At 23.7% G+C, this 13,622-nt stretch carries 17 protein-coding genes and 1 pseudogene; 12 read left to right on the top strand and 6 right to left on the bottom strand.

Going from position 1 to position 13,622, the window contains the following annotated elements; translation table 11 throughout:
• Window positions 1-600: 600 nt before the first annotated feature.
• On the top strand, window positions 601-1,911 hold the full coding sequence (gene purD, locus MBCUR_RS08395; protein WP_067092468.1) for a phosphoribosylamine--glycine ligase: 1,311 nt from the start codon (window positions 601-603) through the stop codon (window positions 1,909-1,911).
• Between the two features lie 619 nt (window positions 1,912-2,530).
• Window positions 2,531-3,370 (top strand): DNA alkylation repair protein, encoded by an 840-nt coding sequence (locus tag MBCUR_RS08390; protein WP_067092467.1) that lies wholly within the window; start codon window positions 2,531-2,533, stop codon window positions 3,368-3,370.
• A gap of 5 nt (window positions 3,371-3,375) precedes the next feature.
• On the opposite strand, the gene MBCUR_RS08385 is transcribed toward MBCUR_RS08390, so the two are convergent.
• From MBCUR_RS08385 to MBCUR_RS08375, 3 genes are all read right to left on the bottom strand, one after another.
• Window positions 3,376-3,840: a GNAT family N-acetyltransferase gene (locus MBCUR_RS08385; protein ID WP_067092466.1), complete on the bottom strand. Its 465-nt coding sequence runs from the start codon at window positions 3,838-3,840 to the stop codon at window positions 3,376-3,378.
• Window positions 3,841-3,979: 139 nt separating this feature from the next.
• A complete protein-coding gene (locus tag MBCUR_RS08380; RefSeq protein ID WP_169805823.1) occupies window positions 3,980-4,390 on the bottom strand; it encodes a type II toxin-antitoxin system VapC family toxin in 411 nt (136 codons plus the stop codon).
• Complete coding sequence (locus tag MBCUR_RS08375) at window positions 4,383-4,622, bottom strand: hypothetical protein (RefSeq protein WP_067092464.1); 240 nt, start codon at window positions 4,620-4,622, stop codon at window positions 4,383-4,385. The genes MBCUR_RS08380 and MBCUR_RS08375 overlap by 8 nt, the downstream gene beginning before the upstream one ends.
• Before the next feature lie 592 nt (window positions 4,623-5,214).
• Between MBCUR_RS08375 and argF the strand changes: the two genes are divergently transcribed.
• From argF to MBCUR_RS08330, 10 genes are all read left to right on the top strand, one after another.
• Window positions 5,215-6,120, top strand: a complete 906-nt coding sequence (gene argF / locus MBCUR_RS08370) for an ornithine carbamoyltransferase (RefSeq protein WP_067092463.1) — start codon at window positions 5,215-5,217, stop codon at window positions 6,118-6,120.
• A gap of 257 nt (window positions 6,121-6,377) precedes the next feature.
• Complete coding sequence (locus tag MBCUR_RS08365) at window positions 6,378-7,943, top strand: ATP-binding protein (protein ID WP_067092462.1); 1,566 nt, start codon at window positions 6,378-6,380, stop codon at window positions 7,941-7,943.
• 194 nt (window positions 7,944-8,137) lie between these two features.
• The gene (locus tag MBCUR_RS08360) at window positions 8,138-8,446 is read left to right on the top strand and encodes a DUF6364 family protein (RefSeq protein ID WP_067092461.1); all 309 of its coding nucleotides are present in this window, start codon (window positions 8,138-8,140) and stop codon (window positions 8,444-8,446) included.
• Window positions 8,433-8,825 carry a type II toxin-antitoxin system VapC family toxin gene (locus MBCUR_RS08355; RefSeq protein ID WP_067092460.1) on the top strand — a complete coding sequence of 131 codons (393 nt, stop codon included), beginning with the start codon at window positions 8,433-8,435 and terminating at the stop codon, window positions 8,823-8,825. Before MBCUR_RS08360 ends, MBCUR_RS08355 begins: the two co-directional genes overlap by 14 nt.
• A 242-nt stretch (window positions 8,826-9,067) precedes the next feature.
• On the top strand, window positions 9,068-9,706 hold the full coding sequence (locus MBCUR_RS08350) for a DUF3800 domain-containing protein (RefSeq protein ID WP_067092459.1): 639 nt from the start codon (window positions 9,068-9,070) through the stop codon (window positions 9,704-9,706).
• 289 nt (window positions 9,707-9,995) lie between these two features.
• Window positions 9,996-10,301, top strand: a complete 306-nt coding sequence (locus MBCUR_RS08345) for a hypothetical protein (protein WP_067092458.1) — start codon at window positions 9,996-9,998, stop codon at window positions 10,299-10,301.
• Window positions 10,288-10,542, top strand: coding sequence for a PIN domain-containing protein (locus MBCUR_RS08340; RefSeq protein ID WP_067092457.1), 255 nt, complete (start codon window positions 10,288-10,290; stop codon window positions 10,540-10,542). The genes MBCUR_RS08345 and MBCUR_RS08340 overlap by 14 nt, the downstream gene beginning before the upstream one ends.
• Window positions 10,543-10,991: 449 nt before the next feature.
• Window positions 10,992-11,201: a hypothetical protein gene (locus MBCUR_RS10120; protein ID WP_084269657.1), complete on the top strand. Its 210-nt coding sequence runs from the start codon at window positions 10,992-10,994 to the stop codon at window positions 11,199-11,201.
• 52 nt (window positions 11,202-11,253) lie between these two features.
• Entirely contained in the window at window positions 11,254-11,427 is a 174-nt protein-coding gene (locus MBCUR_RS10440; protein ID WP_157077718.1) for a type II toxin-antitoxin system VapC family toxin, read from the top strand.
• Window positions 11,411-11,632, top strand: a complete 222-nt coding sequence (locus MBCUR_RS08330) for a hypothetical protein (RefSeq protein WP_084269655.1) — start codon at window positions 11,411-11,413, stop codon at window positions 11,630-11,632. The genes MBCUR_RS10440 and MBCUR_RS08330 overlap by 17 nt, the downstream gene beginning before the upstream one ends.
• Window positions 11,633-11,977: 345 nt before the next feature.
• Here MBCUR_RS08330 and MBCUR_RS10835 read toward each other — a convergent pair whose 3' ends face one another.
• From MBCUR_RS10835 to MBCUR_RS08320, 3 genes and pseudogenes are all read right to left on the bottom strand, one after another.
• Complete coding sequence (locus MBCUR_RS10835) at window positions 11,978-12,241, bottom strand: hypothetical protein (protein WP_245637307.1); 264 nt, start codon at window positions 12,239-12,241, stop codon at window positions 11,978-11,980.
• Between the two features lie 213 nt (window positions 12,242-12,454).
• Window positions 12,455-12,820, bottom strand: a pseudogene (locus MBCUR_RS11025) (KilA-N domain-containing protein); the annotation flags it as partial.
• A gap of 110 nt (window positions 12,821-12,930) precedes the next feature.
• The coding region (locus MBCUR_RS08320; RefSeq protein ID WP_067092455.1) for a restriction endonuclease subunit S at window positions 12,931-13,622 on the bottom strand (692 nt) is incomplete at its 5' end.

Below are 13,622 nucleotides of genomic sequence, written 5' to 3'. Positions count from 1 at the left end.
AAATATTTATATAAAAAAATCTTTATACTATAATTGTATAAAAAAATATTATAAAATATGATTTAAAAAATCCTATTTATTAAATTAGATTATAATATTTCAATAATATTTAAATTTTAATAAAATATAATATTTTAATAAGCTTTATTTTATTTTTTAAATAATAATATTTTGATTAATTATAACTTTTTTATTTCTTAATTTCTTTTTCAATAAATTATTTTCAAATTTATATTAAAATTAAATTATATTAAAATTAAATTGGTTTAAATTATATTTTAATGTTAATAATTATATATATTGTTTTTCTAAAATTAATTAAATTCTAATTCAAATTAATAAAAGTGTTTTTTATAAAATAAAATGCTTTATTTTCCAATAGCTTTTGATCAAACTTTTTCTAAAAGTTTGTTTTAAATAGCTTTTGATCAAACTTTTTTCTAAAAGTTTGTTTTAAATAGCTTTTGATCAAACTTTTTTCTAAAAGTTTGTTTTTAATAGCTTTTGATCAAACTTTTTTCTAAAAGTTTGTTTTTTAATAGCTTTTGATCAAACTTTTTCTAAAAGTTTGTTTTAAATAACTTATAAGTATGGGATAGTATGAAAGTTTTAGTTGTTGGTACAGGTGCAAGAGAGCATGCTATTTGTGAAAGCATATCTAATGATGTAGAGCTATTTTCTTACATGGCTAATGTAAATCCAGGAATATCAAGAATAGCTAAGTATAAACAAGGTAATGAAGGAGAAATAGACAAAGTAGCAGATTATGCTAATAAGAATTCCATTGATATGGCTATTATTGGTCCAGAAGCTCCTCTTGGAAAAGGAATAGTTGATGAATTAGAGAAAGTAGGTGTTCCTTCAGTTGGACCTAACATTGAAGCCGCTAAAATTGAAACTGATAAATCATTTATGAGAAACCTATTTTTAGATTATAAAATTCCAGGTTCACTTGATTTTAGAGTATTTGACAATTTCAAGGATATTAGCGAATTTTTTGATGATTATGAAAAGGATGTTGTAGTTAAACCTGTTGGATTAACTGGTGGAAAAGGAGTTAAAATTGTAGGTGACCAATTAAAAGATAATAAAGAAGCTAAAACATATGCTAAAGAAGTAATGGATAAGAATATGGGAGGATTTCCCCAAGTTATAATAGAAGAAAAAGCTGTTGGTGAGGAATTTACAATTCAAGCATTTTGTGACGGTGAAAATTTAGCACCAATGCCAGTTTGCCAAGATCATCCACATGCATTTGAAGGAGATAAAGGAGCTATTACTGGTGGAATGGGTTCTTATTCGGATAATAATGGATTATTGCCATTTTTAACCAAAAAAGACTATGATGATGCTGTTCAAATAATGGATAAAACTTTAAAAGCTATTAAAGATAAGGCTTCCCCATATAAAGGAATTCTTTATGGACAGTTTATGTTGTCTAATGAAGGACCTAAACTTATTGAATACAATGCAAGATTTGGAGATCCAGAAACAATGAATGTATTGCCACTTTTAAATACTCCAATGATTGATATTTGTGAATCTATTATTGATGGCAACCTTAAAAATGTTAAATTCAATCCTTATTCTTCTGTGTGTAAGTATATAGTACCTGATGGCTATCCTGAAACTAAACATACCAATGAATTAATTACAATTGATGAAAATAAAATCAATGCCATTGGGGGAAAAGTTTTCTATGCAGCAGTTAGTTTAAAAGATGATGGTGTTTATACAAGTTCATCTCGAGCATTGGCAGTTACAGCTGTAGCTGATACTATTGAAAAAGCTGAAAAAATAGCTGAAGAATCATGTTCTTATGTTACTGGCAATGTTTACCATAGAAAAGATGTTGGAACAAAAGAAATCATTGAAAAAAGAATAAGTCACATGAAAGAAATAAGAAATTAATATCTAATTTTAATATTTAAGAGCTGTGTAATGATTATTTTTCTAAAGACAAATATTTAATTAAAATATGTTAAAAGATAATAAAGTATTGATACATGTTTTTATAAAAAAATAAGTATTTAAAAATGATTATAAAAATAATTATAATTTTTAAAAAAACTTTTATTTAAATTAGTTTTCTTTATTTTTGAGAAAATATTTTGATCAAACTTTTTTTGAAAGTTTGTTTTAAAGTTTGTTTTAAAGAATAATAAAAAATTAAAATTTAAAAATAATTATTTTTAATAAATAGCTATAGTATTAATTAAAAAAGAATTTTATTAGATATTTATATTTATTTTTATAATAAAATTCATTATAGCTTTATAAATCTAATTTTAACTTAATTAACTAAATTTAGAAACTTATATTTTTGAATTGCTGCACAGCCCTTTAAAGTTTAAATATTTTAATTTTATCTTCTAATATTTTAATTTTATATTTTATTTTCTAGTATTTTATCATAGAATATTCTTTCAATTAATTTTAATATCTCATATAAAGAAAAATTCATATAAAATCCATATAAAAAATTCATATAAAGAAAAATATAATTATTACGCATTTATGAGGTTTAATTGTGAAATATGATTTAAATGAACTTAAAAATAGAAAAGGAGCAAGAAACTTAGAAGATGTTCCTCCAGAAATTAAAGAGCTTTTAAATCAAGGAAAGATTTCAGCTGTAAATTTAATGGAGTCATTGTCAATTGAGAATTTAAAACTTTTTAAAAATGTTTTTAAAGAGATAGGTGCTGAAGAGTATATTGGTCCTGTAATTAAAACATTAGATAATTTAGGGTCTAAAACTAATTTTAAATCTTCAATAGCTATTGGAAAAATATTAAGTAATGAAATAGCTAAAAATAACGATACTAAAATACTTGAACTTTTGTCTAATCATGGATCTGATACAGTAAGGTCATGGGCAACATATATTATTGGCTTTAATGAAAATTTAAGTATTTCAGACAAACTAAGATCTATTAAGCCATTTGCTGCTGATGAACACTTTGGAGTTAGGGAGACTGCTTGGTTGTCTGTAAGAGAATCTATTATCAACAACTTAGAAGATTCAATAGCTATTTTATCTAGTTGGGCAGAAGATGAAAATTTTAATATTCGTCGTTTTGCATCAGAATCAACAAGACCTCGAGGTGTTTGGACAAAACATATAAAAAAATTAAAGGAATCTCCAGAGTTAGCTTTAGCTATTATTGAACCTTTAAAATCAGATAATGAGAAGTATGTTCAAGACAGTGTAGGGAACTGGCTTAATGATGCAAGCAAGTCTCAAGGAGAATGGGTAATAGCTATTTGTAAAAAGTGGCTGGAAGAATCTCCAACAAAGCAAACAAAAAGAATCACTGATAGAGGTCTTAGAACCTTAAACAAAGGCAAAACCAAGAAAAACAAATAAAAATATTATAATCTCTTTTTCATACAAACACAGGAAGAAATCCCAATAAATGGGTCGTAATTTTCTATTAAGAGATATTTTAACTTGTCATAAAATCTAATAGCTTCAGGCATGTTTATATTGGTTTCTAAAACAATAAATTTATATCCTTTTTCTTTAGCTATTCTTTCAAGCTCTAAGACGATTTTTTGACCAATTTTGTTATTTCTATATTCTTCTTTAACATAAACTCTTTTAAGCTCAACTGTGTCCATTGAATATTCTCTAAAAGCCCCACATCCAATAGCTTGATCATTGTAAAATACAATAACTACAAAATAATTATCATGAGGGGAGTAGATATTATAATAATCAACTGATATTGTACCTAAAAGATTTAAATAATAAAAAGTTTGTTCATTATTTAAATAAATGAAATTTTTATTATTTTCATCTGTATAATAAAACTTTAAATTATTGTTATCTAACATAATTAACCTTTATTGACCAGCATTTAATAAATTGGTTCCATTCTATTAATATTGTGTTTAAACTTGGTTAATTTTTCAAATTTTTCATTGCATTCTTTATTTTCAAGATTTGATAATTTTATTTGTTAATTTATTAAACTTATAAATTCTTTTTATTATGTATTCTTATAATGCCATTTACTCTATCAAAATCATCGTCAAAACTTATTAATTCAATAATATTCATTTTTTTCATTATTTCAACTATTGTACTATCTGTAAGTGATAATTTATGATATTTAACAAGTGTTTTTATTGATTCATCACATAGTGATCTATCTTCAGTTATTATAATAAAATTGTCCATTATATATTCATAAACAGTCTTAGCTATATCTACTCCAACTTTCTTATTTATTAGAGTTATAGATTCAAATACCACTGATAAACAAGTTACTTTCACTTTTTTGTTAATATAGGGTATTAGTTCGTTTGCTTTCTCATGCCATTTATCATTATCAACAGTTAAACCAACAATAAAGTTAGAATCTATGAATATTAATTTATTCACCATTTTCTACCTTTTTTAGTTCTTTTACACTATCAAATGGTTCTGATGCTGTTCCTAATCCAGATATAATTTCTAAATTTTCTTGTTTTTTTGGTTTTAGCTCGTTGTTAACTCCTTTTCTAATGTATTCATTCATTAAATTGTTTTGTGTTTCATTTTTATCTATTGCTATCTTTTTAATACTTTTTAATAAATTATCATCTATTTTAATTGTTGTTTTTATTATATTCATATTTACACCTTCTGAGTACCTTTACACTTGTACATTTATACATCATATTATATAAATATTTTTATTCTCATTATTGTTACAGATATATTAATAGAATTTATTATAATTTCTTTAATTTAATTAATAGATGAATATAGGAGTTTTTAAAAAAATTATTACTTCTAAACTTTATTTTTTGGATTATAAATTAATAATTTAAATTAAAATGTTTTTAATGCAATAACAATATTATTTAGAATACAATTTATTATTAAATTTAATTTATTCTTAAAGTTAAATATAAATATTTTTAAAACATGATTAATTTTAATAAAAAGATTCAAAAAATTAGATAAAATTAAATAAACTATTACTCTTTTCAATATTAACTCTTAAACTAATAAAATAGCATGTTAAATACTTATATTATTACAATTTAATATCACTCTTTTTCAATATAAAAATAAAATTTTCATAAAAATTTATTTAGAAAGTTATTAATATAATAAAATAAATATTTAATTTTTTATATATTTTTTATTGTTATATACTTTTAACTTATTTTTTAAGATTTTATATTAATTATTAATTTTTTATATATTACGGTGAGAAAATGGGAAATCTTTTATCTGTTTGTGATATTAAAGATGATGTTTATGAAATTTTAGACTTTGCAAAAAGATTTAAAAATAGTCAAATCGATGAGTATCCCCTTAAAGGAAAGTCTTTGGCAATGATATTTCAAAAATCATCTACTCGTACAAGGGTGTCATTTGAAGTTGCTATGTATGAGTTAGGAGGTCAATCACTATTTTTATCCTCAAATGATTTACAAATGGGACGAGGAGAACCAATTTCTGATACTGCAAAGGTATTAAGCCGGTATGTTCATGGAATCATGATTAGGGCTCTTCACCATAGAGATGTTGAAGAATTAGCTATTGAGGCAGAAGTTCCAGTTATTAGTGGATTGACAGATTTAGAACATCCATGCCAAGCTTTAGCTGACATGTTAACTATTAAAGAACATAAAGGAGATTTTAACCGAAAATTATCTTATTTAGGAGACGGAAATAATGTTTGTAATTCCTTAATCCTTATTTCTGCTTTATTGGCTATGGATATTTATGTTGGGTGTCCAAAGGGCTATGAACCTGACTTAAAAATAGTTGAAGAAGCTAAAAAAATAGCTCTTAAAAATGGCTCTAAAGTTGAAATAACAAGTGATGCAAATCTTGCAGTTAAAGATGCTGATATTATTTATACCGATGTTTGGGTCTCCATGGGCGATGAAGCAGAAAAAGAAAAAAGAATGAAAGATTTAGCACCATATCAAGTTAATCAATCTCTTATGGATTTAGCTAAAGATGATGCTATTTTTATGCACTGTTTACCAGCCATTCGTGGTGAAGAAGTCTCATCAGAAGTCATTGATGGAAAAAATTCAGTAATCATAGACCAAGCAGAAAACAGATTACATGCTCAAAAAGCTGTTTTATACTTTTTCTTAAAAGATTAATTCTTATTTTTCAATTAAATAGTATATTTAAGATTATAAATTAAACAATACTTTTTTTATTTTTATTTTATTATTTTTATATTATTTTTATATTATTTTTATTTCATTTATTTCATTTATTTTATTATTTTATTATTTTTTCATATTTTTCATACTTTTTCTAAGTTTTTACATATTCCACAAATATTATTCAAAATTTTTATATATAATAACAAACAGATTTTCATTTAATTTAAATAAAAATTGAGGTAGTATTTATGCAAAAATTACCTGTTGGAAGACAAAATTTCAAAAAAATTAGGGAAAATAATTATCTCTATGTAGATAAAACAAAATACATATTAGAAATGATAAATCATGGAGACATTAACTTTTTATCTCGTCCAAGAAGATTTGGAAAATCATTACTTCTTTCAACACTGAAAGAACTATTTGAAGGAAATAAAAAACTTTTTAAAGATTTATACATTTATGATAAATGGGATTGGGAAGAATCATATCCAGTAATCACTTTAGACTTTGGTGGTGGAGAATACGACTCTTTAAAAAATTTAGATGATAAACTTCAAGATATGGTCAGTAATAAAGCTAGAGAATTTAATATAGAATTATATAGCACTACCATAGGTGAAAGATTTAAAGAATTGATTATTGGAGTATATAAGAAAACAAAAAAAGATGTAGTCATATTGATTGATGAATATGATAAACCTATTATATCTAACTTAAAAAATAAAGAATTATCAAATATCCAAAAGAAATTAGGTAGTTTTTATGAAATTTTAAAAGTAGCTGATGAATACATTAAATTTATTTTTATAACAGGAATATCTAAAATTGCCCATGTGTCCGTATTTTCAAAACTTAACTCTCCTAAAGATTTAACATTAAATAGCAAATTTAACTGTATTTGTGGTTATACTCAAGAAGAGTTAGAGTATTTTTTTAAAAATTATATTGAAAAATTATCAAAGAAACTAGATTACAGTTACAATGAATGTTTAAATTATATAAAATTATACTATGATGGTTACAGTTGGAATGGAAAAGAAACTGTTTACAACCCATTTTCAACATTATTATGTTTTGATGAAGAAGAATTTTCAAAAAATTGGTTCAATACAGGTACTCCAAGTGTTTTAATTGATTATCCCATGAGTAAATACACTATTAAATCTATTGTTGAACCAAGCAGTGTAACTGACGATGAGATTAAAAATCCAAGTTCAGATAACATTAAAGAAGAAGTGCTTTTGTTTCAAACAGGATATTTAACCGTAGAAAAATTCAAAAGAGAAAGAATTGGAGCCATTTATGATTTAAAAATTCCAAATTTTGAAGTGGAATCAGCATTCTTTGAAAATCTTATTACTTTATATTCTAATATTTCATACATCGATTTTTTAGATTATGCGGATAAACTCTTAGAATATACAATTGAAGGAAATGAGGAAAAGATTATTAAAACAATTGGAGACTACCTTTCTCCAATTCCTTATGAATTAAAAGGTGATGATGAAAAATACTATCATTCAATAATATTTTTATTACTTTACACTGCAAGAGTCCATGTTCACAATGAATTACACTCAAATAAAGGAAGTGCAGATTTAATTATAGAAGAAGGGGACTATGTTATTATATTAGAATTTAAGCAAAGTAAAGATAGTACTATTGACTATATGATAAAAAAAGGATTTAAACAAATTGAAGAAAAAGAATATTCAAGACAATATAAAAATAAAAAGATAATTAAAACAGTGATCGCTTTTAAAGATAGAAAAGAGGATAAAGAGCTTGGTTGTAAGATTGTTAAAGAGTAATTTGTTAAATAATATTTGTATATTTTAAAATAGTGAATAAAAAAATATATAGTTGTATATCTAATGTGTCTATATATTTTAAAAATGCTTATTAACTTTAGATGGAATAAAACCAGATTAGCAGATATGCTTATATATGGTAATCCATAAAATAATATATACAAAAATATAAGTTACTAACGGAGTGTTAATTAATGCAAAATAGAGTAAAAACTACACTAAGCTTAGATAAAGATATCATTAAAAGTATTAAATTAGTAGCTTTAAATAAAGATACTACCCAAACTAAAATCATTAATGAATATTTAAAACAAGGGTTAATGAATGAAGAAGATATTAACAAAGAAAATAAAATTCCTGAACATTTAATACTTAATAAAAGTACTTATAATCCAGACCATGAAAAACTTATGAGTATGGCTGGAATAGCTAAGAATGGTAAGCCTTTTAGTTCAGTTGAATTAATAAGGAAAATGAGAGAGGGTGGACATGATATTCCTTGATGCTAATTTTTTAGTTTCTTTTTATATTGAAGATGAAAACAACCATAAAAGAGCATTAAAAATAATGGAAAGCTCTAAAAATAAAAAAAAGATAATATCCAAATTAATAATTGGAGAAACTATAAATATTTTGTTTACTAAGTTAAATGTTGATAAAAATATAATAAAAGAAATTTATAATAGCTTAAACAATAATTACACTTTAGTAGATGATAGCTACATTTTTGATAGCACTATTGATAAGATTATGAAATCTAAAAAAAGATTTCCTTTCTTTGATTATGTATATATAACATTAATGGAAGATTTAAAAATCAAAGAAATAGCTACATTCGACAAGCACTTTAACAATTTAGACAATATAAAAAGAATATGTTAATATATAGGGTTTTAAACAAACATTGTGTTGTAGTAAGCAATTAAAATTGAAACATTTTGTAGTTTACTAGAAAGCTTAAATAAAAAATTTTATTACTTTATTTTATCATAACAATATTTATATTTTTGATTTTAATTTAATTTGAATATATTAAAAATAGTTAAAATCCTCTAAAAATTTAATTGCTAAGACAAATACTATATTTTTACTGTATATTTGAAAAAAAACAAGTTTTTGATATAATGAATAATAAAATAGTCTGTTTTTTAGATGAAAGTGGAGATTTAGGATTAAAGAGATCAGACTATTTTATTCTAACTGTAATAATAATAAAAAATAAAAATGAGTATATATTACTTAAAAAACTTTTTAAAAAGATAAAAAAATACAAATTTAAAAAAGAATTAAAAATACATAATGAAATAAAATCTAATAAAGTTTCAGATAAGTTAAAAAAATACTTATTAAAAAACTTGTCAGATTTTGATTTAAATGCATATTCAATTATTTTTGATAAGACTAAAGTTAAGAATATTTCTATTCTTAAATCTAATAAATATTTTGAAGTTTATTTAATGATTATGAATAATTTATTTAATAAAATAAAATTAGAAAATCCATTTGACTTAATAATAGATAGATTTATTTCTCGCAATTTAGAAAATAAATTTAACATAGAATTTTACAAAAATCAAAAAATCAACTGTAAAATACATCATAGTGATAGTGAAAATTGGGTGGGAATACAAACTTCAGATATAATTGCTGGAGCTTGTTTAAAAAAGTACATGACAATGATAAATCATTTATTGAAATTATTAGAAACATTCATCAATTTTATGAATATTAAAAAGAGAATAACATGTTCGATTGCCTTATAGATACTTTTACTCATTTAAGAGCCTGGTCACCCAATGGTGACACAGATCTATAAGGACTTATCTGAACAACAATATTGATATGTTTATAATAATATTTAAACCTTTTGATTTTTAATAAATTCTATATTTAAATGAACATTTGTTGGAGTAACCTTTCAAGCTTTTAAAAAAAGCTTGACCAAAAGGGTTTTCCAATTAATAAATTTATTAAATAAACATTTTTATATTTTAAAATAGTGAATAAAAAAATATATATTCTATAAATATACATTATATATTAGGTGTAAAAATGAATATTATCATTGAAGAGATTAACCCTAATTTATTAAAAGTTATTAGTGAAATAGCTAAAAAAGAGAACAAAACAGAAACTAAAATATTAGAAGACATTATTGAAAAAGGAATAAAAGCCACAAAAAAACTAACAGCAGAGGATATAGTAAGTAATAACCCTAAGCTTAATTTTATGGAAAAAACCAATATGAAATCAAAAAGAACTTTTGATGATATGATAGGAATAGTAAAAGCTCCAAAAGGATTTAATTCAGTAGAAGCCGTTCGAGAAGTCAGAAGAGGCAACTATGATATTCCTTGATGCAAATTTCTTAATAAGTTTATTTGCTGAAGACAAACATAGTGTAAAAGCTAAAAAAATCTGGATGCAGATAAAAGATAAAGAACTTATAATATCTAACTCAATAATCATGGAAGTAATAACAGTATTAAATGTTAAATTAAAAGTTTCAAAAGACATATTAAAAGATTCTTATATTAGTTTAAAAGATGGAACATTTAAAATAGTTGATGATACTGGATTATATGATGAAGTTATGTAAAATGTACTTAATCAATATCCCAAAAGATTACTTTTTTTTGATTGTTTGTATATAGAATTAATGAATCAAATGGGAATAGAGGAAATAATATCATTTGATAAACACTTTAACAATTTAGCTAATCCAAAAAGGATATATTAAGTTCTATATTTCTCTCTTTTTAGACAAACATTTGTTGTAGTAATAATTTTTAAATTATTGGTTTTTTCTAATTCAATAGCTATTTTGGTTTGTTTTTCTAGTGAAGGAATTAAAAATTCAAAATTTTAAGAGAATCATGAACAAGTTTAAATTAATCAAAAAATATATAATATTTTCAACTAAATAATATTGTATGGATTTTTACACTTTCCAAAAAATATATAATGATAAATAAACAAAACAATTATATAATTAAACAAATAAATTTTTTTAGTTTATATATTTTGAATAAATTCAAGGGATTTTTAATGAAAATATATTTAGATACATGTTGTTATAATAGGCCCTTAGATGATCAAAGCCAACTTGAAATACAACTTGAAACTATAGCCAAAATGGACATTCAAGAAAAAATTAGAGATGGGGCATACCATATGGTTTGGTCATATATGCTTAATTTAGAAAATAAATCCAATCCTAAGAAAAAAGAGAATTTCTATACAATTATGGGAAAATAATGCAGTTAGCTACTGTAAACCTTCTCAAGAAGTATTAAATAAAGGAGTTGAATTGACTAAATTAGGAATTAAATCGAAAGATGCATTGCACATTGCATGTGCAACATTGAGTAGTTGCGAATACTTTATAACTTGTGATAAAAGATTGTTAAATAAGAATATTAACGAAATAAAAGTCATAAATCCTATTGATTTTGTAAGGAGTGTGAATGATAATGAAAACTGATAATGCTATTCGTGTAGAAGCAATAAATGTTTTAATTAAACATTTAGGGCCTATTGATACTGAAAAATTTATTTCTATGTTAAGCCGTGAAAAATTTGATTACACCAAATGGCAGGAGAATTTATGGAATGAGAAAACCATAGAAGAAATACATCAAATGGGAGTTGATTTAGAAAATAAAAAAAATAATCGAGATCATGAATGATTATTTTTCTGTACTGAAAAATGTATTGTATACAAAAATTACACAATATTTTAAAAACTAATAAGTTTAACAAAACACTTTGTAAGATTCATTTTTTAAATTCTCTACTTTTTTTAAATCAGAATTTGTAGACACAATAAAATTAGAAACAGAAATAATAGAAGTGAGTTAAAGGAAAAAAGTATGAATTTTACCCGAAGGCCAGAACCTAGAAGCACTTTACTCCCCACAAATGCGACGAAGCTCCTAGGATTTTACCTGTTAATATATTAATTGTTTTTAATAATATATACATATTTTGATTTTTCTATTAAATCATACAATTCTTAGCAAAACATTTGTATTTCAAATAAAATTTATTTCAATTTTTTTCGTTATATTACTGTCATTTATGAGAGACTGCATTTGTGTGATTGCAACTTTATTTAATTGTGCAACTCTTTCACTTTGGTGAATTTCTTCTCTAACTAAAAGTGCATTAATTCCTTCCATGTTTGAAAGTACAATTAGTTGTTCTATTGTCGCATGATCACGAATATTGCCTTTTTTATCAGGATTTGCTTCTCGCCATTGTTTAGCAGTCATTCCAAAAAGTGCTACATTTAGCAAATCAGCTTCATTTGCATATACATATGATATTTGTTCGTTTGTGAGAATTTTTGGAATAATGGTTTCTTTTATAGCATCTGTATGAATACGATAATTAATTTTTGATAATGTTCTCTGTAAATTCCATTCGCTTGATAAATGTTTTTGTTCTTCTGTTTTCAGACGTTTAAATTCTTTAATGAGATATAATTCAAATTCTGCAGAAATCCAAGCTGCAAATTTAAATGCAATATCTGAGTGGGCAAAAGTCCCACCTCCGTACCGTCCTGATTTAGAAATCATACCAATAGCATTAGTTTCGCTTATCCATTTCTTAGGGGACATCCAAAAATGGGGTTTTGCAGATTCAACTTTAAACCCCTCATATATGTGGGGTTTAAAATTTGGATTATTTAATTTTTCCCATAAACCTAAGTATTCTATTGTGCTGAATGTACGAAGCCAAAGACTAATAATTTCTGAAGGATTTTTATCATTTCTATATTTAGCAATATCTGTTAGTGAAAAATACTCTTCTTTAGCTTTGGATATAAGTGAAACATTTGTGCCTTTCACATTAATAGTTTCTTTCTTACTCATTATTACTACCTTTTAAAAAATTATTATAAATTTATTATAATTCTTTTTAGTAAAATATTTTACTTTTTTAATTGGAATATCATTAAAGTATTTTAAGAAAGATATCATATTTAACAAAACATTTGTTGTAGCAATCCTTTTTTAAATTCTTTTGTATTTTCTAATTCAATAGCTATTTTTTCTATCTTATCATCTATTTTTGTTAGAAAAGTAGCTATTTTAGTTTGTTCTTTTAATGAAGGTATTGGAAGATTTATTGTCCTTAAAATAGAAAAATGACGCTTATATCCTTCAGATTTAATATTATTATTGTATAAAATATAAAATAAATATTTCAATTTATTATTTCCTTTATTTTTTAATAATTTAACACCATCTGCTCCAACTATAAATTTTTCATCAGAATATTTAATAATGGTAGTATGGTCTCCATAAATTATAACTGGTAGATTACTGAAAATTTTTGATTCTTTATCAGAATAACCTAAAATTTCAGATTTTCCTTGATCAATAACTCGTATTTTACCATTAGATTTAACTTCAGATTTTTTGATCTGATAACTTTTTGTAGAAATACTTTTAAAAACTTCATCAAATTCAAAAATCTCCCAATCAGGATAATCCTCACCATTCGCAGATTTAAATCTTAATTTCTGTGCGAATAATTGTTCCATACAAAACTTCTTAAAATCCTTAAAAATATCTAATTTCTTTTCTAAAAGGTTTACTTTTCTATCAAGTGTTGTTAGAAAATCAGCTATTTTGAATTGTTCATTCATGGAGGTAAAATTTATTTTCATTA

The sequence above is a fragment of the Methanobrevibacter curvatus genome (assembly GCF_001639295.1).
GTDB lineage: Archaea > Methanobacteriota > Methanobacteria > Methanobacteriales > Methanobacteriaceae > Methanoflexus > Methanoflexus curvatus.
Note: the sequence above shows the minus strand (reverse complement) of the source record. Positions and strands in the feature narration are given on the sequence as shown.

Bases quoted from the DNA above. Each gene is read 5' to 3' on its own strand.
- purD (WP_067092468.1), top strand. From the start codon at position 601: ATGAAAGTTTTAGTTGTTGGTACAGGTGCAAGAGAGCATGCTATTTGT.
- MBCUR_RS08385 (WP_067092466.1), bottom strand. From the start codon at position 3,840: ATGTTAGATAACAATAATTTAAAGTTTTATTATACAGATGAAAATAAT.
- MBCUR_RS08375 (WP_067092464.1), bottom strand. From the start codon at position 4,622: ATGAATATAATAAAAACAACAATTAAAATAGATGATAATTTATTAAAA.
- argF (WP_067092463.1), top strand. From the start codon at position 5,215: ATGGGAAATCTTTTATCTGTTTGTGATATTAAAGATGATGTTTATGAA.
- MBCUR_RS08365 (WP_067092462.1), top strand. From the start codon at position 6,378: ATGCAAAAATTACCTGTTGGAAGACAAAATTTCAAAAAAATTAGGGAA.
- MBCUR_RS08360 (WP_067092461.1), top strand. From the start codon at position 8,138: ATGCAAAATAGAGTAAAAACTACACTAAGCTTAGATAAAGATATCATT.
- MBCUR_RS08355 (WP_067092460.1), top strand. From the start codon at position 8,433: ATGATATTCCTTGATGCTAATTTTTTAGTTTCTTTTTATATTGAAGAT.
- MBCUR_RS08350 (WP_067092459.1), top strand. From the start codon at position 9,068: ATGAATAATAAAATAGTCTGTTTTTTAGATGAAAGTGGAGATTTAGGA.
- MBCUR_RS08345 (WP_067092458.1), top strand. From the start codon at position 9,996: ATGAATATTATCATTGAAGAGATTAACCCTAATTTATTAAAAGTTATT.
- MBCUR_RS08340 (WP_067092457.1), top strand. From the start codon at position 10,288: ATGATATTCCTTGATGCAAATTTCTTAATAAGTTTATTTGCTGAAGAC.
- MBCUR_RS10120 (WP_084269657.1), top strand. From the start codon at position 10,992: ATGAAAATATATTTAGATACATGTTGTTATAATAGGCCCTTAGATGAT.
- MBCUR_RS08330 (WP_084269655.1), top strand. From the start codon at position 11,411: ATGATAATGAAAACTGATAATGCTATTCGTGTAGAAGCAATAAATGTT.